This window comes from Pseudomonas sp. GXZC, from assembly GCF_026967615.1.
Classification (GTDB): Bacteria; Pseudomonadota; Gammaproteobacteria; order Pseudomonadales; family Pseudomonadaceae; genus Aquipseudomonas; species Aquipseudomonas azotoformans_A.
Map to the genome: position 1 here is coordinate 6979393 of NZ_CP114115.1, position 22074 is coordinate 7001466.

General features: G+C 62.8%; 22 protein-coding genes. 13 read left to right on the forward strand and 9 right to left on the reverse strand.

Annotated features, from left to right (window positions below):
- Positions 1-77: 77 nt before the first annotated feature.
- Genes folE2 through OZ428_RS33035 form a run of 8 tightly spaced genes read left to right on the forward strand, consistent with a single transcriptional unit; the run spans position 78 to position 6527 of the window.
- Positions 78-968, forward strand: a complete 891-nt coding sequence (folE2, locus tag OZ428_RS33000) for a GTP cyclohydrolase FolE2 (protein WP_177052547.1) — start codon at positions 78-80, stop codon at positions 966-968.
- Positions 965-1633 (forward strand): metal ABC transporter ATP-binding protein, encoded by a 669-nt coding sequence (locus OZ428_RS33005; protein ID WP_133078428.1) that lies wholly within the window; start codon positions 965-967, stop codon positions 1631-1633. Before folE2 ends, OZ428_RS33005 begins: the two co-directional genes overlap by 4 nt.
- Positions 1633-2499: a metal ABC transporter permease gene (locus tag OZ428_RS33010; protein ID WP_016978683.1), complete on the forward strand. Its 867-nt coding sequence runs from the start codon at positions 1633-1635 to the stop codon at positions 2497-2499. Before OZ428_RS33005 ends, OZ428_RS33010 begins: the two co-directional genes overlap by 1 nt.
- Before the next feature lie 11 nt (positions 2500-2510).
- Positions 2511-3389 (forward strand): metal ABC transporter substrate-binding protein, encoded by an 879-nt coding sequence (locus tag OZ428_RS33015; RefSeq protein ID WP_269132352.1) that lies wholly within the window; start codon positions 2511-2513, stop codon positions 3387-3389.
- Positions 3386-3799: a phosphoribosyl-AMP cyclohydrolase gene (gene hisI / locus OZ428_RS33020; protein WP_269132353.1), complete on the forward strand. Its 414-nt coding sequence runs from the start codon at positions 3386-3388 to the stop codon at positions 3797-3799. The genes OZ428_RS33015 and hisI overlap by 4 nt, the downstream gene beginning before the upstream one ends.
- Positions 3796-4356, forward strand: a complete 561-nt coding sequence (locus tag OZ428_RS33025) for a gamma carbonic anhydrase family protein (protein ID WP_028618554.1) — start codon at positions 3796-3798, stop codon at positions 4354-4356. Before hisI ends, OZ428_RS33025 begins: the two co-directional genes overlap by 4 nt.
- Before the next feature lie 3 nt (positions 4357-4359).
- Positions 4360-5697 (forward strand): dihydroorotase, encoded by a 1338-nt coding sequence (locus OZ428_RS33030; protein ID WP_133078431.1) that lies wholly within the window; start codon positions 4360-4362, stop codon positions 5695-5697.
- A gap of 11 nt (positions 5698-5708) precedes the next feature.
- On the forward strand, positions 5709-6527 hold the full coding sequence (locus OZ428_RS33035) for a His/Gly/Thr/Pro-type tRNA ligase C-terminal domain-containing protein (RefSeq protein WP_269132354.1): 819 nt from the start codon (positions 5709-5711) through the stop codon (positions 6525-6527).
- Here OZ428_RS33035 and OZ428_RS33040 read toward each other — a convergent pair.
- The gene (locus tag OZ428_RS33040) at positions 6511-7032 is read right to left on the reverse strand and encodes a DUF3617 domain-containing protein (protein ID WP_016978689.1); all 522 of its coding nucleotides are present in this window, start codon (positions 7030-7032) and stop codon (positions 6511-6513) included. The two genes, OZ428_RS33035 and OZ428_RS33040, sit on opposite strands and share 17 nt — an antisense overlap.
- A 130-nt stretch (positions 7033-7162) precedes the next feature.
- Between OZ428_RS33040 and cls the strand changes: the two genes are divergently transcribed.
- Entirely contained in the window at positions 7163-8602 is a 1440-nt protein-coding gene (cls, locus tag OZ428_RS33045; protein ID WP_033897233.1) for a cardiolipin synthase, read from the forward strand.
- Positions 8603-8607: 5 nt separating this feature from the next.
- Here the strand turns inward: cls and cfaB are convergent, their stop codons facing one another.
- The 8 genes from cfaB to hflK (OZ428_RS33085) all read right to left on the reverse strand — a co-directional run bounded on the left by cfaB (position 8608) and on the right by hflK (OZ428_RS33085) (position 17761).
- On the reverse strand, positions 8608-9792 hold the full coding sequence (gene cfaB / locus OZ428_RS33050; RefSeq protein WP_038845439.1) for a C17 cyclopropane fatty acid synthase CfaB: 1185 nt from the start codon (positions 9790-9792) through the stop codon (positions 8608-8610).
- An 87-nt stretch (positions 9793-9879) separates the two neighbouring features.
- The gene (locus tag OZ428_RS33055) at positions 9880-10668 is read right to left on the reverse strand and encodes an HvfC/BufC N-terminal domain-containing protein (RefSeq protein ID WP_269132355.1); all 789 of its coding nucleotides are present in this window, start codon (positions 10666-10668) and stop codon (positions 9880-9882) included.
- The gene (bufB, locus tag OZ428_RS33060) at positions 10659-11504 is read right to left on the reverse strand and encodes an MNIO family bufferin maturase (protein ID WP_269132356.1); all 846 of its coding nucleotides are present in this window, start codon (positions 11502-11504) and stop codon (positions 10659-10661) included. Before bufB ends, OZ428_RS33055 begins: the two co-directional genes overlap by 10 nt.
- A gap of 65 nt (positions 11505-11569) precedes the next feature.
- Positions 11570-11824 carry a BufA2 family periplasmic bufferin-type metallophore gene (gene bufA2, locus OZ428_RS33065; RefSeq protein ID WP_010207657.1) on the reverse strand — a complete coding sequence of 85 codons (255 nt, stop codon included), beginning with the start codon at positions 11822-11824 and terminating at the stop codon, positions 11570-11572.
- Between the two features lie 116 nt (positions 11825-11940).
- Entirely contained in the window at positions 11941-13827 is a 1887-nt protein-coding gene (locus OZ428_RS33070; protein WP_269132357.1) for a cation-translocating P-type ATPase, read from the reverse strand.
- On the reverse strand, positions 13824-14858 hold the full coding sequence (gene hflK, locus OZ428_RS33075; RefSeq protein WP_177110923.1) for a protease modulator HflK: 1035 nt from the start codon (positions 14856-14858) through the stop codon (positions 13824-13826). Before hflK (OZ428_RS33075) ends, OZ428_RS33070 begins: the two co-directional genes overlap by 4 nt.
- Positions 14855-15844 carry a protease modulator HflC gene (hflC, locus tag OZ428_RS33080; protein ID WP_269132358.1) on the reverse strand — a complete coding sequence of 330 codons (990 nt, stop codon included), beginning with the start codon at positions 15842-15844 and terminating at the stop codon, positions 14855-14857. The genes hflK (OZ428_RS33075) and hflC overlap by 4 nt, the downstream gene beginning before the upstream one ends.
- Before the next feature lie 12 nt (positions 15845-15856).
- Positions 15857-17761 carry a protease modulator HflK gene (gene hflK, locus OZ428_RS33085; protein WP_269132359.1) on the reverse strand — a complete coding sequence of 635 codons (1905 nt, stop codon included), beginning with the start codon at positions 17759-17761 and terminating at the stop codon, positions 15857-15859.
- A gap of 186 nt (positions 17762-17947) precedes the next feature.
- Between hflK (OZ428_RS33085) and OZ428_RS33090 the strand changes: the two genes are divergently transcribed.
- From OZ428_RS33090 to OZ428_RS33105, 4 genes are read left to right on the forward strand one after another with little or no spacing between them, the layout of a single operon-like run.
- On the forward strand, positions 17948-18571 hold the full coding sequence (locus tag OZ428_RS33090) for a CDP-alcohol phosphatidyltransferase family protein (RefSeq protein WP_061434689.1): 624 nt from the start codon (positions 17948-17950) through the stop codon (positions 18569-18571).
- An 11-nt stretch (positions 18572-18582) separates the two neighbouring features.
- Positions 18583-20331 carry a bifunctional alpha/beta hydrolase/class I SAM-dependent methyltransferase gene (locus OZ428_RS33095; RefSeq protein ID WP_177052535.1) on the forward strand — a complete coding sequence of 583 codons (1749 nt, stop codon included), beginning with the start codon at positions 18583-18585 and terminating at the stop codon, positions 20329-20331.
- Positions 20332-20333: 2 nt separating this feature from the next.
- Positions 20334-21632 (forward strand): phosphatase PAP2/dual specificity phosphatase family protein, encoded by a 1299-nt coding sequence (locus OZ428_RS33100; RefSeq protein ID WP_269132360.1) that lies wholly within the window; start codon positions 20334-20336, stop codon positions 21630-21632.
- Positions 21622-22065 (forward strand): hypothetical protein, encoded by a 444-nt coding sequence (locus OZ428_RS33105; RefSeq protein WP_016978701.1) that lies wholly within the window; start codon positions 21622-21624, stop codon positions 22063-22065. Before OZ428_RS33100 ends, OZ428_RS33105 begins: the two co-directional genes overlap by 11 nt.
- Positions 22066-22074 lie beyond the last annotated feature (9 nt).

Consider the following 22074-nt stretch of genomic DNA (forward strand, 5'->3'; position numbering starts at 1 on the left):
GCTGGAGCAGAAAAATCATCGTCGACTCAATAGTTATAATATAACATGTCTTTTTATTTCCAACGATGGACCTGCTCATGAATGCGCTGACTCTGCCGGATATCGCCGCGCAGGCTTCACGCCAAGCCTTGCCACTCGACTGGGTGGGCATGTGCGGTATCGCCCTGCCGATTCTCATCGACGGCCAGCGCCTGACCGCCACCGCCGATGCCGGCGTGAGCCTGGACGATGGCGCCGCCCGTGGCATTCATATGTCACGCCTGTACCTGGCCTTGGAGATGCTCGACCAGCAACCGCTTACGCCCGCACTTCTGCGTAATGTACTGCAGCGTTTTCTCGACAGTCATGAAGGTTTATCTAATAACGCCTACCTGCGTATCCACACCGATTTGCTGCTCAAACGCCCGGCACTGGTCAGTCCTTTGGCCGGTTGGAAAGGCTACCCGGTGAGCATCGAAGCGCGTCTGGAAAACCAGATGTTCCACGTGGAACTAAAAATTGACGTTACTTACTCCTCGACCTGTCCCTGCTCCGCTGCCCTCGCCAGGCAGTTGATTCAGCAACAATTTCTCGACGACTTCGCCAACACACCGTTGCAGCATGAAGACGTATTGACCTGGCTCGGCAGCGCCAACGGCATCGTCGCCACGCCTCACAGCCAGCGCAGCAGTGCGCAATTGCATGTCGAGCTGCAAGGCGAGCAACTGCCACTGACAGACTTAATCGACACCGTCGAAGCCGCCCTCGGCACCGCCGTACAAACCGCCGTGAAACGTGCGGACGAACAAGCCTTCGCCCTGGCCAACGGGCAGAACCTGATGTTCTGCGAAGACGCCGCCCGCCGCCTGAACCTCGCCTTGAAACGCTCGGATGCCGTCAAAGCCTTCCACCTGAAAGTGATCCACGCCGAAAGCCTGCACGCGCACGATGCCGTGGCTGAAAGCCGCTGGACGAGACACCCTGCATGATCACCTGCACCGCTTTACGCTGGGGCGCACCCGGCCAGCCGCTGACGCCCGCCATCGACCTCACCCTGGAAAAAGGCAGCCTCACCGGCATCATCGGCGCCAACGGCACCGGTAAAAGCAGCCTGCTTAAAGTCATCGCCGGCCTGCAAAAGCCGCTGGCGGGCAAGGTCACGGTGGAGGTTCCACGCCGTGGCGGCCTGTCGTTCCTGCCCCAGCAGCAACACCTGGACCGTCAGTTTCCCATCAGCCTGCAAGAGCTGGTCGCCGCCGGCTTCTGGGGCACGCAACTGTCCCCGCAACAGCGCAATCAGCGGCTTGAAGCAGTACTGGAAGACTGGTGCCTCAGCGGCCTTGAGCATCGCCCGTTGATGGCACTGTCCGGTGGCGAGCTGCAACGCGCCCTCCTTGCTCGCATGAGCCTGGCCGAAGCGCCCGTTCTGCTGCTCGACGAGCCTCACGCCGCCCTTGATGAAGAGGGCCAGGCGCTGTGCTGGAAACACATCCACGCCTGGCATGAGCAAGGCCGCACGCTGATCGTGGTCTGCCATGACCTCGCCTCCGTGCGCCACCACACCCAGCAAGTGGTGCAGATCAAAAGCACCGGCTGCGTGTTCGGCCCGAGCAAAGAGCTGATCCGCCCGCAGCCACAGATGCAGGTGGCCTGATGCATTTCGCCGCCCACCTGTGGATGCCCTTCGTCGACTTCGTGTTCATGCGCCGCGCCCTCATCGGCGGGTTGGTGCTCGCCTGCAGTACCGCGCCGCTGGGCGTGTTCCTGATCCTGCGCCGCATGAGCCTGATCGGTGACGCCGTCGCCCACGGCATCCTGCCCGGCGCAGCCCTCGGCTTCTGGTTCGCCGGCCTCAGCCTGCCCGCCCTGACCATCGGCGGCCTCGGCGCGGGCCTGAGCATGGCTGGCCTGTCCGCTTGGATCACTCGCCGCACCGGCCTGCGCGAAGACGCCAGCCTCGCCGCCATCTACCCCATCTCCCTGGCCGCGGGCGTGTTGATCCTCGGCATCGCCGGCAAACGCCTCGATCTGCTGCACCTGCTGTTTGGCTCCGCCCTGGCGGTGGATGAAACCACCCTCACCGGCATGCTGTGGGTTTCCAGCTTCAGCCTGATCGCCATGGCCGCGATCTACAAACCGCTGCTGCTGGACACCCTCGACCCGTTGTTCCTGCAGACCGTCAGCCGCCTCGGTCCGCTGGCCCATGGTTTGTTCCTGACCTTGGTGGTGCTGAACCTGGTCATTGGCTTCCAGGCCATCGGCGCCTTGATGGTGGTAGGCCTGATGATGTTGCCGGCTATCGCTTCACGTTTCTGGAGCCGGCGCCTGCCGGTGTTGATCGCGGTATCGGCAGTGCTGGGATGCCTGTCGGTGTGGCTGGGTTTGTTGCTGTCGTTCTACTACTCGTTGCCCAGCGGCCCGGCCATCGTGCTGGTGGCGGGCGCCGGGTATCTGCTGTCCGTGGTCTTCGGTCCGGTGCACGGCTTGCTGCGCCGCCCGCCTTTGCTGTCATCCCAATGAGGTGTTTCCCGATGCGCGCTCTACTCGTGCTGTTCAGTCTCGTCCTGTCGTTGTCGACGGCCCAGGCCGCCGACAAGCTTCAGGTGGTTACCAGCTTCAGCATCCTCGATGACATCACTCACCAGATTGGTGGTGATCACATCCAGATCAGCAACATGGTCGGCCCCGACGCCGACGCCCACACCTACGAGCCTACCCCGGACGATGCCAAGGCACTGCTCAAGGCCAAGGTGATCATCAAGAACGGCCTGGGCTTCGAACCCTGGCTGGACCGCCTGGTGACCAGCACCGAAACCAAAGCCACGGTGGTGACCGCCAGCAAAGGCGTGATCTCCCACACCATGGACGAAGACGGCGAGACCATCCCCGACCCGCATGCCTGGCACAACCTGGCCAACGCCGAAATCTATGTGAACAACATCACCAAGGCGCTGATCGCTGCCGACCCGGCCAACAAGGCCGACTACCAGCACAACAGCCAAACCTACCTTAAAGAAATCTATCGCCTGCTGGCCGACGCCAAGTCCAAGTTCGGCGCACTGCCCGCCGGTAACCGCCGCATCGTTACCTCCCACGACGCCTTCGGCTACCTGGGCCAGGCTTATGGCATCGAGTTCCTCGCGCCACAGGGCCTGTCCACCGAACGCGAGCCGTCCGCCGCCGAAGTGGCCGCGCTGATCACTCAGATCCGCAAAGACAAAGTCAAAGCCGTGTTCATGGAAAACATCAAGGATTCGCGCCTGCTCAAGCAGATCGCTGACGAAAGCGGTGCGCAGATCGGCGGCACGCTGTACTCCGACGCCCTCGCCGCTGAAGGCCCGGCCAGCACCTTCACCGGGCTGTTCGAATACAACCTCAACACGCTGTGCGCGGCTCTGGGCAAGCCATGACCCTGAGCATGCTCGAACTGGAAGGGGCTGCCGTCGGCAGCCGCTTTCCCCTCGAACCCGTGCTCGATGCCCTGCCGTGGAACAGCGATGGCCTGATCGCCGCCATCGCCCAGCAACACGGCAGCGGCGAGGTGTTGATGCTGGCCTGGATGAACCGCCAGGCCCTCAAGGAAACCCTGGGCAGCGGGCAGGTCTGCTACTGGTCGCGCTCACGCCAGCAGTTGTGGCGCAAGGGCGAAAGCTCTGGTCACTGGCAACAGCTGGTGGAAGCACGCCTGGATTGCGACGGCGACGCGGTCCTGCTGATCGTCGACCAGCAAGGCCCGGCCTGCCACACCGGACGGCCGACCTGCTTCTACAACGCCATCGACGGCGACTACGTCCACATCATTACGGAGCCCTTAGCATGATCCGCAAAAACCCGTCCGGCGATCTGCCCGTGATTGCCGAATCGGCCTACGTCGACAAGACCGCCATCATCTGCGGCAAGGTCATCATTGGCGAAAACGTGTTCGTCGGCCCCTACGCCGTCATCCGCGCCGACGAAGTCGACGCCAGCGGCGGCATGGACCCGATCATCATCGGCGCCAACTCCAACATCCAGGACGGCGTGGTCATCCACTCCAAATCCGGCGCGGCGGTGACCATCGGAGAGTTCACCTCGATTGCGCACCGCTCCATCGTCCATGGCCCCTGCACCGTCGGTGACCGCGTGTTCATCGGTTTCAACAGCGTGCTGTTCAACTGCGCCGTGGGCGATGGCTGCGTGGTGCGCCACAACTCGGTGGTCGACGGCCGCGACTTGCCCGCCGCGTTCTACGTGCCCTCCACCACCCGCATCGGACCCAACACCGACCTCTCGCAATTCCCGCCGGTGAGCGTGAGCGCCTCGGAGTTTTCCGAGGACGTGGCCCGCACCAACGTTGATCTGGTGCGCGGCTACAAAGCCCTGCAAAACGAGTTCTGAACCATGAGCCGCCTGCTGATCCGCAACGCCCGCCTGGTGAACGAAGGCCAGGAATTCGACGCCGATGTGTTGATTGCCAATGGTCGTATCGAAAAGATCGCCAGCAGCATCCAGGACAGCAACGCGCCTGTCGCCATCGACGCCCAAGGTCACTGGCTGCTGCCCGGCATGATCGATGACCAAGTGCATTTTCGCGAACCTGGCGCGCCGGACAAAGGCAGCTTCTACAGCGAATCCCGCGCGGCGGTAGCCGGTGGTATCACCAGTTTCATGGACATGCCCAACACGCACCCGGCCACCCTCGACCTGGACGCCCTGGCCGACAAAAAACGCCGCGCCGCCCTGCACTCGGTGGCCAACTATGGCTTCCACTTCGGCGTGAGCAACGACAACCTCGACACCGTCGCCGCCCTCGACCCACGTGAGGTGGCCGGGGTCAAAGTGTTCATGGGGGCTTCGACCGGCAATATGCTGGTGGACGATCCTCGGATCCTGGAGCGCCTGTTCGCCGAAGTGCCCACGATTTTGCTGGCCCACTGTGAACACACGCCAAGCATCCAGGCCAACGAACAGCGCCTGCGCGAACGCTTCGGCGAGCACATCCCCGCCGTCGCGCACCCGCTGATCCGCGATGCCGAGGCGTGCTATCGCTCGTCATCCTTTGCCGTGGAATTGGCCAAGCGCCATGGCACCCGCTTGCATGTACTGCACCTGACCAGCGCCCGCGAGCTGGCGCTGTTCGAAGACAAGCCCTTGAGCGAAAAACGCATCACCGCCGAGGTCTGCCTGCACCACCTGCTGTTCGATGACCGCGACTATCACCGCCTCGGCCACCAGATCAAATGCAACCCGGCCATCAAGACCCGCGCCGACCGCGACGCCTTGCGCCTGGCCTTGTTAAGCGACCGCCTGGATGTCATCGGCAGCGATCACGCGCCGCATACCTGGGCGCAAAAACAGTTGGGTTATCGCGAGGCGCCGTCGGGATTGCCCCTGGTCCAGCACGCCCTGCCCGCGCTGCTGGAACTAGTGGCCGATGGGCTGCTGCCGTTGACCACGCTGGTCGCAAAAACCAGTCACCGTGTGGCCGACCTGTTCGCCATCCCCGACCGTGGCTACCTGCGTGAAGGTTATTGGGCCGACCTGGTGCTGATCAAACCTGAGCCCGAGGGCAAGCCGGTCAGCAGCCAACCCATCCTGGCCCGCTGCGGCTGGACGCCCTTCGCCGAACGCAGTTTTCGTCACAGCGTCAGCACCACCCTGGTTTCCGGCCACTTGGCCTTTCATAACGGTCAGGTAATCGACAGCTGCCAAGGATTACCTTTGCATTTCCAGCGCTAGAGACGACGGCGATGATCCGGATCACCCTGCCAGACGGCACCCAACGCGAGTACGACGAGGCGCTGTCGGTTTACGAGGTAGCCGCCAGCATCGGCTTGGGGCTGACCAAAACCTCGGTCGCCGGTCGTGTTGACGGTGTGCTAGTGGGTTGTGAACACCTGCTGGAACAGGACGCCCGACTCCAGATCATCACCACCCAGGATCCTGAGGGGCTGGAGATTCTGCGTCGCTCCTGCGCAAGTCTGTTGGCGATGGCCACTCAGCAACTGTTTCCTATCGCTCAACTGACAGCCGGGTCGCCCATCGACGATGGTTTTTTCTATGACTTGGCCTACGAACGCGCCTTCACAGCGCTCGACCTTGAACAGATCGAAGCGCGCATGCGTCACTTGGCGAACACCAATCATTCAGTACGGCGCCTGGGCGATTTTGAAGCCCTGTGCCACGGTCTTCATGTGCCCAGCACCGGTGTGATCCGAGCCTTCAAGCTGACCAAGGTCACCCTCAACGCATCGCAACAACGCATTTACGGCACCTGTTGGGCCAGCCAGCAGGCTGCGGTGCTCACCCTGAGTGAAAGCCAGGCCGACTTCGGCCAGCAGGTCTGTGAAGCATTGAAACGTGTGGGCATACGGGCGGTGGTGGACCGACGCAACGAGAAGGTCAGCTACAAGATGCGCGAGCACAGCCTGCACCAAGTGCCGTATCTGGTGATTGTTGGCGAGCGGGAAAAAGCCGGCGGCTACGTCAGCCTGCGTAGCCGCCTGGGGGAAGACCTCGGTCAGATGAGTATCGAAGCCCTGTGCGAAAGGCTCAAGCGCGAGGCTTGACCGTCCCGCAATCGTTGCCCAGCCACTGGGCATGGCTGTCCAGGCTGCCCTTCTGCTGAATGCCGGTGGCATTGAAGGTACCGTTGACGGTGGTGGTGAATTCTTTTTGGCTCTGGAAAGTGGCTACACCCGTGCCTTGGGCTTTCGGGCAACTGAAACGGAATTTCCACTGGTTGCCGGTTTTGTCGGTCACTTCCTGCTTGCAGCCCGATTGCGGGTCGGTCAGCGGGATCGAATCGGAGGCAACCTGCGCCGGGGTGAGGCACACCTGCACGCCTTTGCCGGCCATGGTGATGCCCTGTTTTTCGAGCATGGCACGCTGTTCCGGGGTCATCTGTTGCTTGAGCTGACCGAGGATCAGCGACAGGTCGGGCAAGTCCTGGTTATCGACTTTCATATTGCTGGTGGTCAGTTCCCACAAGCCCGGCGCCAGCATCTGCGCCTGCGCCGCCACCGGCAGCGACACACCAATCATCATGGCCAAAGACAGCAGACGAGCATTCATCGGGTAACTCCTGGGTAATGTTGGGCGTTAGACGCCGCAAAGGTGCCAGGGTTGCACGGCAAATAAAATAGCGACATTCCTGACCAGACATGGTCTGTTAGGCACTGGATTGCCTGGAGTAACGTCGTTCATGGATTTCTTTGGCCCGCACCTGCTCGCCTACTTCATTGCCACGCTGCATTTTCTCGGGACCCTCGCCGCGATCCACGCGGTGCTGACCGTCAGAACCGCCCAAGGCTCGATCGCCTGGGCCTTGTCGCTGATGTTCATGCCCTACCTCACGCTGATCCCCTACCTGATCTTCGGCCGCAGCACGTTCGACGCTTACATCCAGGCCCGTCGCCAGGCCAACCAGGAAATGCACACCGCCATCACCGAGCTGAACTGGCGCCCGTGGGTCGAGGAAGCCCTGGCGGCACGCAACTCCAGCGCCTACGCCTCGCTGCGCGCCATGCCCAAGCTGGGCCGCATGCCGTGCCTGGCCAACAATGAAGTGCGTTTGCTGATCAATGGCGACGCCACCTTCAGCGCAATCTTCGCGGCGATCCGCAATGCCAAGACGGCGGTGCTGTTCCAGTTCTTCATCATTCATGACGACGAACTCGGCCGCCAACTGCACGCGCTGTTGAAGGAAAAGGCCGCAGAAGGCGTCGCCATCTACGTGCTGTATGACCGCATCGGCAGCCACGCCCTGCCCCATCGTTATGTGCAGTCGCTGCGCGACGCCGGGGTGAACGTCAAAGCCTTCGCCACCCGCAGCGGCTGGCTCAATCGCTTTCAGGTCAACTTCCGCAACCATCGCAAGATCGTGGTGGTGGACGGCATCACCGGGTTTGTCGGCGGGCATAACGTCGGCGATGAATACCTGGGCAAGAAACCGCCGCTGGCGCCGTGGCGCGACACTCATGTGCAGGTGACCGGCCCGGTGGTGGCGTGCCTGCAGGAGTCGTTTGCCGAGGACTGGTTCTGGGCCGCGCGCGAACTACCGCCGCTGATATTGCCGGACGCCTACCCCGAGGACGGCGTGCTCTGCCAACTGCTCGCCAGCGGTCCGGCCGACCCTTATGAAACCTGCTCGCTGTTCTTCGTCGAAGCCATCCACGCCGCGACCGAGCGCGTCTGGATCACCAGCCCCTATTTCATCCCCGACGAAGCGGTGTTCTCTGCACTGCGCCTGGCCGTGCTGCGCGGTGTCGATGTGCGGCTGCTGCTGCCTTCACGGCCCGATCACCGCATCGTCTACGCCGCGTCCAGCCTGTACGCGATCGAAGCCGTGCGCGCCGGCGTGCGGGTATTTCGCTATACGCCAGGCTTCCTGCATCAGAAGGTGGTGTTGGTAGACGACGAAATCGCCGCCATCGGCAGTGCGAACATGGACAACCGTTCGTTCCGGCTGAATTTCGAAGTGATGTTGCTGACGGTCGACGAGGCCTTCGCCAAGGAAGTCGAGCACATGCTGCTGGACGACTTCGCCCTGGCCCATGAAGTCAGCCAAGAAGAAAGCCGCGAAACCCGCCGCCTTCAGCAACTGGGCATGCGGGTTGCGCGGCTTATTTCACCGATCTTGTAACGGGCTCAGCGGTAGATATCTTCCCGTGTCCACGGCAAGTCATGGCTGCCATCGGCATGGGGTTTCACCGCCAGAATCTGGTGCAGGTTGATCCAGCCCCGCGCAAACGCATAGGCACAACCGGCCAGGTACAGCCGCCAGATACGCAACGCTTGCTCCGGCACCATCTTGGCCGCCGCTTCCAGGTTGTCTTCCAGGCGCTCGCTCCAATGGTCCAGAGTACGCGCGTAGTGCAGGCGCAGGCTTTCGACGTCGACCACTTCCAGCCCGACTTCGCTGATCTCGGCCGTCATCATCGCCAAATGCGGCAGTTCGCCGTTGGGGAACACGTAGCGCTCGATGAACTCACCCGCGCCGCGCCCCACAGGGCGACCATCGGTGTGCTTGGCGGTGATGCCGTGGTTCATCACCAGGCCACCTTCGCGCACCGCGCCGAACAGGGTCTTGCAGTATTCCGCCAGGTTGGCGTGACCGACGTGTTCGAACATGCCCACGCTGACCACTTTGTCGAAACGACCGTCCTGCGGCAGGTCACGGTAATCGAGCAGTTGCAGGTCCACCTGGTCTTCCAGGCCTTCGGCTTTCACCCGTTCCCGGGCCAGCGCCAACTGCTCCTTGCTCAAGGTGATGCCAAACACCTTGACCCCGAACTCCCGCGCGGCAAACCGTGCCAAGCCACCCCAACCACAGCCGACATCCAGCAGATACTCGCCCGGCTGCAGCCGCAACTTGCGGCACAAGTGGCGAAATTTGTCTTGTTGGGCCTGGTCGATGGATTCGCTGCCGGTTTCGAAATACCCGCAGGAGTACGCCATGTCCTGATCCAGCCACAGCTGGTAGAACTCGTTGGACAGGTCGTAATGGTAGGAAATGGCCGCTGCGTCAGTGGCCTTGTCGTGGATCGAGCGCACCGGACGACTCCCCTCGTCGTCTTCGATCAGGGCGTGACTCAATTCATCACACACCCGGATGACCTCGGCGATGGAGCCTTCCAGCTCCAATTTGCCCTCGACAAAGGCTTCGCCCAGTGAATCGAGCGTTGGATGAGTCAGCTTGGTCACGACCGTGGGGTCCTTCACCACGATGGTCACACTGGGCTCGGGGCCCAAGTTGAATTCATGGCCGTCCCAGAGTCGAAGACGCAGCGGTAGCTGAAGATTCTGTAAGGCCGGTGGAAGTTGCGCGAGCATGAGTAGTCCCCCCTTGTTTCAGACGTCTGCTGAGAGGTTAGACCATCCGAAGACAAAGTAGGAGGCTATCGATTTGATAGCGCTCTTCTATGGGGCCCGGCGCTCGAGCAACCCGTCCTGGACCCACTGCTTCAGCCACGTAACGGCCTGCAATGGCGCACCCTCTGCATGAGTGACTGCCAACTCGGCGCACAGTTCGGCAAAGCTCCAACCGGTGGTCGCCATCCCCGTCAGGGCAGAGGCCTCGGCGGGTTCCAGGCTGCGGTAATGGCAGACATTCTGATGACGCCACACCAGGCACGTCTGCGCCGGGTCCAGCGTGTGGCTGTCGGGGAAGTCGGATTCGTCCTTGCTGGCACGCCAGATCGCGACACTGTTGAAGTGGCACAGCAGCGGTTGCACCGTCGGCGCCAGGGAAACCTGCAACACCGGCCACGCCTCTGGCGGCAACGACGCCATGTCGCTCAGCGTCAGTGGTTCGCCCTGCGGCGCATCAAATGCCAGGGTGAATGCCCACTCCAACCGCGCCAACTCCGCCAATGGCGCACTCTGCTCCGCCACCAGATGCTCAAGGATAAACACCGGGAAACGCTCGCCCAGCCAGCGCAGGCTGTAATGGGCCGAGGGGTAGCGCCGCAGGTAGGCTTCGGTCAGCGCGGCAAACTCGTCATCGCCCAGCCAATAAAGGAGGGCGCTGAAGTCATGCCGCAAGACTTCCTGCAGCCGAGAGAGATAGGCGTTGTGGTAAATCGCCAGGCCCGTGTCCACATCCAGCGTCGGCCCGCCCAGCAACGTGGCGGCGAAACCACTGTTGGCCACTGGCGTTTCGGATAACAGGTGCTGCTCGAAGGCCAGTTGCCAATCTGTCAGGCGCATAGCTGTCTCCTGGCCAGGGCGGCCGCGCCCAGTTCACGGGCCTTGCTCAGCTCGGTGAGCAGTTCTTCAAAGGGTGGGAAATGGTCATCCCGTTCCAGTAGCGTCGACACGGGCCCCAGGTGCTCGAGCGTCTGTTGATAAAGCGCCCACACCGGATCACACACCGGATGGTCATGGGTGTCGACCACGTAATCGCCATAGTCCATATGCCCCGCCAGATGCAGCTGGCGGACGCTTTCCGGCGGCAAGTTACGAATAAACGTCCAGGCGTCAAAGCCATGATTGCGCGAGCTGACGTACACGTTGTTAACGTCCAGCAACAGCTGGCAGCCCGACAGGTGGGCCAGGGCATTGAGAAATTCCCACTCGGTGAATTCGTCCGCCTTCGAGCGTACATAACTGGAGACGTTTTCCAGCACCAACGGGCGTTGCAACACGTCCTGCACTTGGCGCACACGGGCGGCCACGTGGTAGAGGCTTTCTTCGGTGTAAGGCAGCGGCAGCAGGTCATGCAACTGGTGGGCGCTGCCGCGACTCCAGCACAGGTGATCGGAAACCCACGCCGGCTGGATACGCTCGGCGAGCTGTTTGATCTGCTTCAGGTAATCGGTATCAAGGGCATGGGGCCCACCGATGGACAAGGACACCCCGTGCATCACCAGGGGATAACGCTCGGCTATCGCATCCAGGTAATACAAGGCTTTACCGCCCTGGACCAGGTAATTCTCGGAGATCACTTCGAACCAATCCACCGCAGGCGATTGTTCAAGGATCTGTTGGTAGTACTCACTGCGTAAACCCAGGCCGTAACCAAGGCTCGGAAGAGAGGTAGGCATAAGACACTCCTGGGAAAGTGTCCGCAGCGGTGGGGGCGACCGCTGCGGGTGCACTTAGCGGTCGGTTATTCGCCGACTTTGCCGCCAGCCTTGGTGCAGGCATCGGCACTGGCCATTGCCTTGAAACCCTGACCTTTGCAAGAACCCTGGCCTTTGCAGGCGTGGTCCTTGGTTTTGCAGTCGTTCTGGCCTTTGCACGCGTTGATGCCGTAGCAGTGAACGGCGGTGTCAGCGGCTTGAGCCTGAGTGACAACACCGGCAAACAGAGTGGCAGCGGCCATTGCGAGAGCGGCACCAGCAGCAGCGGATTTGATGTTCATTGTTGTATTCCTCATGATCGTAGGGGTGTCGGTCTGAACGGATTGTTCAGTCTCGACACACCACTAGAGTGAGGCCCCTCAGCCGCGTTACAGCCGTGTGCAAATATTTCTGAAAATTATTCTTCGAGCTTCAAAAGGGGCTCCTGGAAGCGTAGCAAACGCCCGGCATTCCCCAGTACCAGCAAGGTACTGAGGTTATGCAACACCGCTGCAATCATGGCGCCCGCTGCACCCAACCAGCCAAACGCGGCAAACACGACAATGGCCAGGGTCCAACCCAGGCCGATGATCACGTTGACCTGCAAGGTCTGCCGGCACTGGCGGCTCAAGCGCACACAGGTGCCCAGGCGCCGCAGGTCGCTGCCGATCAGCACCACGTCCGCCGACGCCAGGGCAATATCCGCCCCGCCCGCGCCCATGGCCACACCGACTACGCCAGCCTTGAGTGCCAGGGAATCGTTGATGCCATCCCCCACCACCATCGGGCGGAAGCCGCTGCCGATTTCACCCAACACGCGGTTGAGCTTGTCTTCCGGTAGGGCCTGGGCTTCGACATCGCTGATGCCGACCTCCAGCGCCAGGCTGTTGGCCACGCTTTGGCGATCGCCGGTAAGCAGCAGTTGGCGACCCAGGCCCAGATCACGCAGTTCTTGCAGGGCCTGGCGTGCCTCCGGCTTGACGCTGTCGGCCAGCAGCAACCAGGCGAGGAATTGCCCATTCAGCGCCAGCCCGGCGATGGGGCCATCGTGATTCGGCACAGCGGTGGTGACGATGCCCAGTTGCTCGAACAATTCCGGCCGACCCAAGGCCGCTTCGCCCTGATCGGTTTGCGCCACGACACCCAGCCCCTGGCGTTCGCGAATATCCGTCAACGCCAGCAGTTGTTCCTGCGTTGCCAACCCCGCCAACGCCCGGCTGACCGGATGGCTGCTCGCGGAGCCCAGGCTGGCCGCGAGATTGAGCAGCACCTGCCGATCCGGCGCGGTGGCTTCGATGGATTGCAGGCGCAGGGTGCCGAAGGTCAGCGTGCCGGTTTTGTCGACCACCAACGAGGTCAGGTCCGCCAGCTCTTCCAGAAACGCCGAGCTGCGAATCAAAATCCCATGCCGCGCCGCGACCGCTATCCCGGCAATCGCCGTGGCCGGCGCCGACAGCACCAACGCGCACGGGCATGCCGCCACCAGCACCGCGAGCATCGCCTGGGCGTCGTTGGTCACAAACCAGGTCACCGCCGCCAGCAACAACACCAGCACCATATAGCTGCCGGCATAGCGTTCCAGCAGGCGTGTGATCGGCGGCTTGGCGCGCTCGGCGTTCTGCATCAGCGCGATGACTTTGCCCAAGGTGGATTCATTGCCCGTGCGCGTCACTTGCAGGCGCAGCAAGCCATCCAGGTTGATCGCCCCGCCAAACACCTGCACGCCCACACTGGCTTCCAACGGCACCGACTCACCGGTAATCGGCGCCGTGTCCAGGCTCGCCTGGCCCGACAGCACCACGCCATCAGCCGGCACCCGGTCACCGGCGCGCACCTCGACCACATCGCCGGTATTCAGCGTGCCGTTATCCACTTCGACAATGCTGCCGTCGGCCTGCACCAAGCGCGCGTGGCTGCGCGTCAGCTTGCCCAGAGCATGGATCGCTTCCTGGGAGCCGATCACGCTGCGCTCTTCCAACACATGGCCGAAGATCATGATGATCGGCAGCAACGCCGCCGTCAGCAGATCCCCTGTGGCCCAGGCACCGAGCATGGCCAGGGCGATCAGTTGATCGGTGATGCCATGCAAACTCGGAAACCGCAGGCTGTACCAGGCCGAACGCATCACCGGCACGGCCACCAGCAAGGACGCGACGCCCAGCAGCAACTGGCTCACGCCGGTCTGGTCGGGCGCGAGCCAGCGCCATACCAGGCCCAGCACCAGCAACCCCAAGGCCAGCATGGCCAGGGTCAATTGCCGGGCAGCGCTGCGCTGTTCGGCGGAGGTCAGCATGGGTGCGCTCATTGTTCGGCTCCCTGGATGATCAAGCGGGAGTCGTCTTTCGGATCGACCGTGGTCACAGAACCGGCCTGGCCGAGAATTTTCGGCACGCGCTCGCGGTACAGGCGCAGCAGCAAACCCGGGTCTTTCACCTGGGCCAGGCTGGCGACGGTTGCGGTTTGCGCCTGGGCATTGGCCAGGCGTTCGCTGGCCTGGGCGTGGGCGACTTGCACCAGGCGGTCGGCCTGTTGGGTGGCGGTCTGGGTGAGTTTTTCCGCGTCGGTGCGGGCGTTGGCCACGGCCTTGTCGGCTTGCTGGCTGGCGGTCAGCACGGCGTTGAACGCATTGACTGCCGGGCCCGGCAGGCTCGATTGCACATCGACACGGGTGACTTCGATGCCCAATCCCAATCCCGTAGAAGCCAATTCCGTGAGGCGTTTATTGATGCCTTGCACCAAGTCGCCACGCAACCGCTCACGGCGCTCGGCGGCGCCGTTGTCGGTGCCGATCAGTTCAGGTCGCGCCACCAGAATCGTGTCCAAGTCCCGCGCCGCGGTGAGGGCCACGGCGCTGCGCGTCACCAGTCGATCCAGGGCCGGCAGCACATGATCGCCCTGCAACACAAAGGCATAGGGTTCGGTGACTTTGTAGAACACCCGCACATCCAGTTGCACCACGCCGGCATCGCCGGTCAGCAGGTAACCGGAACCCGCCAGCGCATCACTCAAGGGCGTGGCGAAGCTGGCCACACGGTCGGCCTGGACCGCCGCGTCGGAGCGCAGCAGGTTCTCCACCCGGCGTTCGATCACGCGGTCAGCCGCCGGTAGCAACACCACCTGCTCGAACGGCTGCGGCCACGCCAGCAACAGCCCGGCATTCTGAATACGGTCGAGGGCGCCAAAATGCAGGACCACCGCACGGTTCTGCGGGTCGATCTGGCGCACATTGGAAAACGCCCAGGCCAACGCCGCCAATACCGTCACCGCGTACAGCGCCAGGAAGGTCAGGCGCCCGGCCTGGATCCAGGGGCTGTCCGGGCTGTCACGCATCGTCATGGCTGGACGTCCTTCGGCCCGTCCACCAAGGCGCGGAACGGCGCCGCGTCGGTGCGCAGGATGATCCTGGTGCCTGGCGTGACCACGGTGCCCAGGGTGTCGAGGGACCGCAGCAGGTTGTACAGCTGTGGATTACCCGCGTAGGCGCGACCATAAATCTGCGCCGCTTCAACCCGCGACTGGGCCTCGATATCGGCAGCCTTCACCGTGGCATCGGCCTGCACGATGCGCGCATCACGCTCGGCGGCGGAGCGAATCTGCGCAGCTTCACGCTTGCCCACGGCGGTGCGTTCGGTGGCGATGGTTTCACGCTCGGCGCGCATGCGGTCGACTGTGGCGGTGAGGGTGACCGAAGGCAAAGTCAGGCGTTCGATGCCGACCTGGGCCACGCGCACGCCATACGTGGTGAGCAATTGTTGATCAATCTGCTGGCGCAACTGCGCCTCGAAATCAGCGATGCGCACTTGGCTGGCGTCGGTGTTGATCAGGCTGGACAGGTCGAAGCTGGCCGCCGTGGTTTCCAGCGCCGAACCCACGAAGGTACGAATCTGCCGCGCCGCTTCATCCGGTTGGTTCTGCACGGCGCGCATGAAGCGCTGCACGTTGTCTGCGTCGCCCTGCACCTGCCAGGCCACGTACGCCTGCACGATGATGCGCAGGCCGTCGCGGGTACCCACATCCTGCAAACCGCTGGAGGTGGTGCGCAGGCGCAGGTCCACCGGGATCGCCGCTTCGAACGGCGCCGGCCAACGCCAGCCCAGGCCCGGTTCCAACAGCACCCGCGACGGGTTACCGAAACGGGTAATCACCGTGGCCTCGCCGGAACGCACCTGCACCAGGCTGGCGGCAGCGACCGCAAACAGCACCAGCAACAGCGCCCAGGCCATACGCCGCCAAGGGAACGGGCCGGCCGCTTGTTCGTCACCGTGATGATGGTGGTGGTGATGGCCGTGATGATGACCGTGATCGTGAGAATGAGCGCTCAACAGACAGACTCCTTATTGAACGGCTTTACGCGGCACCGAAGGATCGGCCGGCAAGGTAAAAGAACGCAGATCGATCGTCGGCGCGCCGTCGGCACCCAGGCGATGATCCAGAATCAGCAGCTTGGCGTGGGCCAGGCCCTGGCTGAGTTGGCCGAGGTACTGTTCCAACACGAACGCCTGGCCGGCCGTGGCGTAGGCCTTTTGTTCGGCGGCAAAACGCAGGTTGGCCGCCTGGGCGCCCGCGTTCACTTCACGGGCAGTGGCTGTGGCCTGATCGCGGGCGGTGCTGGCTTGCAGCAACGCCTGGTTGGTTTGCTCGCTGGCCGCACCGCGTTCGCGGGAAATCAGGGCCTGGGCACCGATCTGCGCAGCTTGCACACCGTGGTAAGCGTTGGCGGCGCCGGCCGGTGGGTGAATCGCCTCCACCACCGTGGCGAGAATTTCTACGCCGCTGTCGAGTGTTTGCAGGTCGGCCTGCACGGCGCGGCCGATTTCGTCGGCCAGGCTCGTGCGTTGTTCGCCGAGCAATTCGTCGAGGGTGCGCGAGGCGAAGTCATGTACGAGGATGCGGCTGGCGGTGCTGCGGATCAGGGTCGGCACGTCCGCGCTGTTATAGGTGGCGGCGAGCGCGGCCTGGTCGGTGAGGCCGATGCGGTAGACGAACCGCACATCCATATTGACGATCTGGAAGCTCTGTTTGTCGCCGCTGCTGCTGGCGATCACCTGGGACTTGTCATTCACATGGCTGGCGTCCCACAAACGGTTGGCGATCAGCGGCGCCGGGCCTTCGGCAGGCGCCAGCTCCGGTGTAGCGGCTTCGCTGACGCTAGTGGCCAGTTCATGCACCACGCCGTTTTCCACACTGATCACGCGGCCCAATGGCCATGGCAATCCCGCATGCAAGCCAGGGCCGAACACCTGCACCGGCTTGCCGAAACGTTCATAGATCCCACGACCTTGCAGGGGCACTTCGTGCACGCCAGTAAGCGCCCAGCCTACCGCCAGCACCACCAGCAACACCGGCAGGAACGCCCGGCGCATGTAGGTAAATGCCCAGATCTGGCGCAGGTCGATACCAAAGCGGTTGTGCAATTCATGCTGCAGCGCGAGCAAGGGTTGCGGCGGCCAGCGTAACAATCCGGCGATAAAGCTTTGCGCCATCAGGCGCGGTTCGAGGCGTGGCTGGCGTGGGCTGAACAGGGACAGCACGGCTCTTAATAGAAACTCCAGCGAGACGAGCGCCGGCAGCACGCCGATCAATACAGCCAACCTCAGGGGCCAGACGGCGTTGGCCCCGGCAAACAGCAGGCACACCGCACTGACCACCAGGCAAATAATCGCCACCCGACTCAACTGCGCCAGTTGCGAGGCTTCCGGCCATTGCGCGGTGGTCTCCTGGGCAAGGCGGCGTTCAAACACCAGCACACCAAACGCCAACCCCAACGCCAGGGCGGCGCCGATGCTTGCCGATTGACCGATCGCTGCGGCGGGCAAGGCTAGGTTCCAGAACTCGACAATGCTGACCAACGCCAGCAACGACCAGCCGCCGAGCCACAACACTGGCGTACCGATCTGTTTGCCAAAGCGCTCCAGAAGGCGCGCGTAGCGGCTTGCGTCTTCAACCGGCGCATCAACCGACGGTTCTTCCAACGCCTGCGCACGCCAATCCGCCACCCACCACGCCGATTGCAAGCCGGCCACCAACAATAACAACGCCGACGCACAGTTGATCAACACCACCGGCCAGATCGACAGCGGCGCAAACAACGCGACAAACAGCGCCAGCACCCAGCCGGCAACGGCCAACACCGTCAGGCTGATACCGGCCTGGCGCAATCGCCGGGCATGGAAAAGCCCCTGTTGAAAACGCGGAAGGCCTTCCACCGAAGCGCCGTCAGCTTCCAGATCCACTTGCATCCACTTATGTCCGCTCGCACACAATTAGTTACGATATAACACAAGGCGTGAAATTTTTGTTTGCTTAGAAGCAGACCGTGACTAAACCCCCAGAAACACACGCCATCACTGGTGCAGGCCACGAAGAATCGGGCACACTCCAGAACAGTTTTTCGCGGGTCCACGGACAAGGAAGCGTCACTCCCCATGATTTCGATCTATCAGCTCAAGCCGCGTTTTCAAAACCTGCTGCGCCCTCTTGTGCAGCGCCTCTATGACAATGGCACCACCGCCAACCAGATCACCGTGCTGGCCGGCGTGATTTCCTTGCTGGTCGGCCTGCTGATTGCCAGCTTCGCCCAACACCTGTGGCTGTTTGCGCTGATCCCGCTGTGGATGATCCTGCGCATGGCGCTCAACGCTATCGACGGCATGCTTGCCCGTGAATTCGGCCAGCAGTCGCGCCTGGGCGCCTACCTGAATGAACTGTGCGATGTGATCGCCGACAGTGCGCTGATCCTGCCGTTTGCGCTGATCCCCGGCGTGAGCCTGGCGCCGGTGCTGCTGGTGGCGTTGCTGGCGGTGTTCAGCGAATACGCCGGCGTGCTGGGGCCGATGGTAGGCGCATCGCGGCGTTATGACGGGCCGATGGGCAAAAGCGATCGCGCGTTCGTACTCGGGGTACTGGCCACCGGCGTGGCGCTGGGCTGGCTGGGCGCGGGTTGGGTCGACGCCGTGATGTGGCTGGTGGCCGCCCTGCTCGCCTACACCTTGGTCAACCGCGTGCGTCAGGGCCTCAAAGAACAACAAGAAACCTCACCGATTGCATAAGGATTTTTGCGATGCGCGAACAGCAACAGCACACCTTCAGTACCCACGACGGCGTCGAGCTTTTCTACCGGCACTGGCCGGCCACGGAAACTACCGGGCCGCGCAAGGCAATCGTGTTGTTCCATCGCGGCCATGAGCATTCGGGACGTATCGCCCACCTGGTGGATGAGCTGAACCTGCCGCAGTTTGATTTCTTCGCCTGGGACGCCCGTGGCCACGGCCAATCCCCCGGCGAGCGCGGTGACAGCCCCAGCTTCGCCACCAGCGCCCGTGATGTGCAGACCTTCTGCGACCACATCGGCGCCACCTATGGCATCGAGGAGGAGAACTTCGCCGTCATTGCGCAAAGCGTCGGCGCGGTGATTGCCGCGACCTGGGTGCACGACTACGCGCCAAAAATCCGCGCGCTGGTGCTCGCGTCCCCGGCGTTCAAGGTCAAGCTCTACGTGCCATTTGCCCGTCCGGGCCTGGCGCTGATGCGCAAATTCCGTGGCAACTTTTTCGTCAACAGTTACGTCAAGGCCAAGTTCCTCAGCCATGACCCGGAGCGCGTCGCCTCCTACGACAGCGATCCGCTGATCACCAAGGCGATCTCGGTGAATGTGCTGCTCGGCCTGTACGAAGCGGCCGACCGGGTTGTCGCCGATGCCCAGGCGATCCAGGTGCCGACGCAACTGCTGATCTCGGGTTCGGACTTTGTGGTGCACCGCAAACCCCAGCAGCAATTTTTCGACCGCCTCGGCAGCCTGAAAAAAGAGCTGCACATTCTCCCCGGTTTCTTCCACGACACCCTGGGCGAACGCGACCGCGCAACTGCTGTGAGCAGCGCCCGGCGTTTCATCCTGCAGAACTTCGAACACCCGCTGGACCGCGCGTCACTGCTGGACGCCGACAAGCTGGGCGCTACTTGCGCCGAGTCCGAAGCCCTGGCCGCGCCGCTACCGCGCAACTCTTTGCGCGACCTGTACTGGCGCATGACCCGCGCCAGCATGGGCCTGGGCAAGAACCTCTCGGACGGTGTGAAGCTGGGCTTCGACACCGGTTTCGACTCCGGTAGCACCCTCGACTACGTGTACCGCAACACGCCCACTGGCAAGGGCGGGCTGGGACGGATGATCGACACCAACTACCTCAACTCCATCGGCTGGCGCGGTATTCGCCAGCGCAAGTTGAATGTAGAAGAACTGTTGCGCTTGGCGATGGCCAAGTTGCGCGGGGAGGATCGCGAAGTGCGTATCGTGGATATCGCCGCCGGTCATGGCCGCTACATCCTCGAAGCCTTGCAGGGTGTGTCGCCGCTGCCGGAATCGATCCTGCTGCGCGACTACAGCGACATCAACGTGCGCGACGGGGGTGCGCTGATTCGCGAGAAAGGCCTGGGGGACATTGCGCAGTTCGTCAAAGGTGATGCATTCGACCGCCTGGATCTCGCCGCGCTGGAACCCAAGCCAACGCTGGCGGTGGTGTCCGGGCTGTATGAGCTGTTTGCCGATAACGGCATGGTCGGCGGTTCGCTGGCGGGCCTCGCTGAGGCCGTAGAGCCCGGCGGCTATCTGGTCTACACCGGCCAGCCATGGCACCCGCAACTGGAGCTGATCGCACGCGCACTGACCAGTCACCGCCAGGGCCAGGCCTGGGTGATGCGCCGCCGCAGCCAGGCGGAAATGGACCAACTGGTGGAAGCCGCCGGTTTCCGCAAGATCACCCAGCGTGTGGATGAGTGGGGCATTTTCACGGTGTCCCTGGCACAGAAGATCTGAGCATGCGCGAACCCGGCTTATTGAAACCCGCATTCCTGTGGCTGCTGCTGTTGGCGCCGCTGTTTTTCAGCACCTACGGCTTTGCCACCTGGGTGACCAGCCAGCGTAGCGACGTCGGCACGCTGGTGTTCGATTGGGAAACCCATATGCCGTTCTGGGCCTGGACCATCGTGCCCTACTGGTCCATCGACCTGCTCTACGGGTTTTCCCTGCTGCTGCCCAACACCCGGCATGAACTGAAGCAACATGCGCTGCGTTTGCTGAGTGCCCAGGTGATCGCCGTGAGCTGCTTCCTGATCTGGCCGCTGCGCTTCACCTTCGAACGGCCGGAGCTGGACGGCGTGTTCGGCTGGCTGTTTGCGGTGCTGGCGGGGTTCGACAAGCCGTTCAACCAGGCGCCGTCCCTGCATATCGCGTTGCTGGTAATCCTGTGGGTCATGTACCAACGCCATACCCAGGGATTCTGGCGTTGGCTGGTGCATGGCTGGTTCGCGTTGATCGGCATTTCAGTGCTGACCACTTATCAACATCACTTTATCGACTTACCCACAGGCGCCCTCGCCGGGTGGCTGTGTGTGTGGTTGTGGCCGGTGGAACATCCGAGCCCGTTATTGAATGCACGGCTGACGCGGGATCCCAAGCGCTGGCGGTTGGGTGTGCGCTATGGCCTTGGCGCCTTGGCCTTGGCGATCTTTGCATTTGTGATGGGTGGCGCATGGCTGTGGATACTTTGGCCTGCGGTTTCCCTCGCCTTGATCAAGGCCAATTACTTCGTGCTCGGCGCTGCGGGCTTCCAGAAACGCGCCGACGGCCAACTGACACCTGCCGCGCGTTGGCTGTATGCACCCTATCTGGCCGCTGCCTGGATCAACTCACGCCTGTGGACACGCAAGCATCCACAACCTGACCTGATTGTGGATAACGTCTGGCTCGGGCGTATTCCTACAACGAATGAGCAAGAACCCTTCAAGGCCATCGTCGATCTCTGTGCCGAATTGCCGATTAATCCACAGGGCCGCGCTTACCAATCGATTCCAGTGCTGGACCTGATTGCCCCGAGTCCCGCTGAATGCCTGCAAGCCGCGCAGGCCATCGAACGCTTGCGCACTAGCGGCCCCTTGCTGGTGTGCTGCGCCCTCGGCTATTCGCGCAGCGCCACCGCCGTCGCGGCCTGGTTGCTGCACACCGGGCGCGCCGCGACGATAGAGGATGCGCTGACTATCATTCGTACAGCGCGGGCCGATGTGGTCCTGCACCCCGCACACCGTGAAGCTTTGGAGGGTTTACCCCATGCCCGCTGATATGGAACTGCAGGTTGTCGCCAGCTTGTTGCGTCGAGGTCGCTCGCTGGATCAGTTATCCACAGGCCTGACCCTGGTCGGCGTACTGTTCGGCCTGGCCCAACTGCTGATGGCGAGTATTGCGCCGATCTGCCTGCTGCTGAGCCTGTGGATGATTATCCTCGGGCTGCTGCAAAAGTACTGGGCGCTGCGCGTGGCCTTCGACGCCGACCTGTTCGCGCTGCTGGCCCGGGACATCGACCGCACCCCGGACCTCGACCAGGCCTTGCAAACCCTTGGCCTGCAATCGGCCAAGCGCGTTGGCCGACCCTGGACCGAGCGCCGTCGTGGCGCGCTCAAACTGTTGCGCAAACAAGCCTGGCTGCTGGGCGCGCAAGCGCTGCTGACCCTGGGCGTGATCCTCGCCAGCCCTTGGCTGCCTTTCGCCGGATAAGGAATCCCC

Excerpts from the sequence above, each read along its gene's own strand:
- folE2 (WP_177052547.1), top strand. The coding sequence starts at position 78 with ATGAATGCGCTGACTCTGCCGGATATCGCCGCGCAGGCTTCACGCCAA.
- OZ428_RS33005 (WP_133078428.1), top strand. The coding sequence starts at position 965 with ATGATCACCTGCACCGCTTTACGCTGGGGCGCACCCGGCCAGCCGCTG.
- OZ428_RS33010 (WP_016978683.1), top strand. The coding sequence starts at position 1,633 with ATGCATTTCGCCGCCCACCTGTGGATGCCCTTCGTCGACTTCGTGTTC.
- OZ428_RS33015 (WP_269132352.1), top strand. The coding sequence starts at position 2,511 with ATGCGCGCTCTACTCGTGCTGTTCAGTCTCGTCCTGTCGTTGTCGACG.
- hisI (WP_269132353.1), top strand. The coding sequence starts at position 3,386 with ATGACCCTGAGCATGCTCGAACTGGAAGGGGCTGCCGTCGGCAGCCGC.
- OZ428_RS33025 (WP_028618554.1), top strand. The coding sequence starts at position 3,796 with ATGATCCGCAAAAACCCGTCCGGCGATCTGCCCGTGATTGCCGAATCG.
- OZ428_RS33030 (WP_133078431.1), top strand. The coding sequence starts at position 4,360 with ATGAGCCGCCTGCTGATCCGCAACGCCCGCCTGGTGAACGAAGGCCAG.
- OZ428_RS33035 (WP_269132354.1), top strand. The coding sequence starts at position 5,709 with ATGATCCGGATCACCCTGCCAGACGGCACCCAACGCGAGTACGACGAG.
- OZ428_RS33040 (WP_016978689.1), bottom strand. The coding sequence starts at position 7,032 with ATGAATGCTCGTCTGCTGTCTTTGGCCATGATGATTGGTGTGTCGCTG.
- cls (WP_033897233.1), top strand. The coding sequence starts at position 7,163 with ATGGATTTCTTTGGCCCGCACCTGCTCGCCTACTTCATTGCCACGCTG.
- cfaB (WP_038845439.1), bottom strand. The coding sequence starts at position 9,792 with ATGCTCGCGCAACTTCCACCGGCCTTACAGAATCTTCAGCTACCGCTG.
- OZ428_RS33055 (WP_269132355.1), bottom strand. The coding sequence starts at position 10,668 with ATGCGCCTGACAGATTGGCAACTGGCCTTCGAGCAGCACCTGTTATCC.
- bufB (WP_269132356.1), bottom strand. The coding sequence starts at position 11,504 with ATGCCTACCTCTCTTCCGAGCCTTGGTTACGGCCTGGGTTTACGCAGT.
- bufA2 (WP_010207657.1), bottom strand. The coding sequence starts at position 11,824 with ATGAACATCAAATCCGCTGCTGCTGGTGCCGCTCTCGCAATGGCCGCT.
- OZ428_RS33070 (WP_269132357.1), bottom strand. The coding sequence starts at position 13,827 with ATGAGCGCACCCATGCTGACCTCCGCCGAACAGCGCAGCGCTGCCCGG.
- hflK (WP_177110923.1), bottom strand. The coding sequence starts at position 14,858 with ATGACGATGCGTGACAGCCCGGACAGCCCCTGGATCCAGGCCGGGCGC.
- hflK (WP_269132359.1), bottom strand. The coding sequence starts at position 17,761 with ATGCAAGTGGATCTGGAAGCTGACGGCGCTTCGGTGGAAGGCCTTCCG.
- OZ428_RS33090 (WP_061434689.1), top strand. The coding sequence starts at position 17,948 with ATGATTTCGATCTATCAGCTCAAGCCGCGTTTTCAAAACCTGCTGCGC.
- OZ428_RS33095 (WP_177052535.1), top strand. The coding sequence starts at position 18,583 with ATGCGCGAACAGCAACAGCACACCTTCAGTACCCACGACGGCGTCGAG.
- OZ428_RS33100 (WP_269132360.1), top strand. The coding sequence starts at position 20,334 with ATGCGCGAACCCGGCTTATTGAAACCCGCATTCCTGTGGCTGCTGCTG.
- OZ428_RS33105 (WP_016978701.1), top strand. The coding sequence starts at position 21,622 with ATGCCCGCTGATATGGAACTGCAGGTTGTCGCCAGCTTGTTGCGTCGA.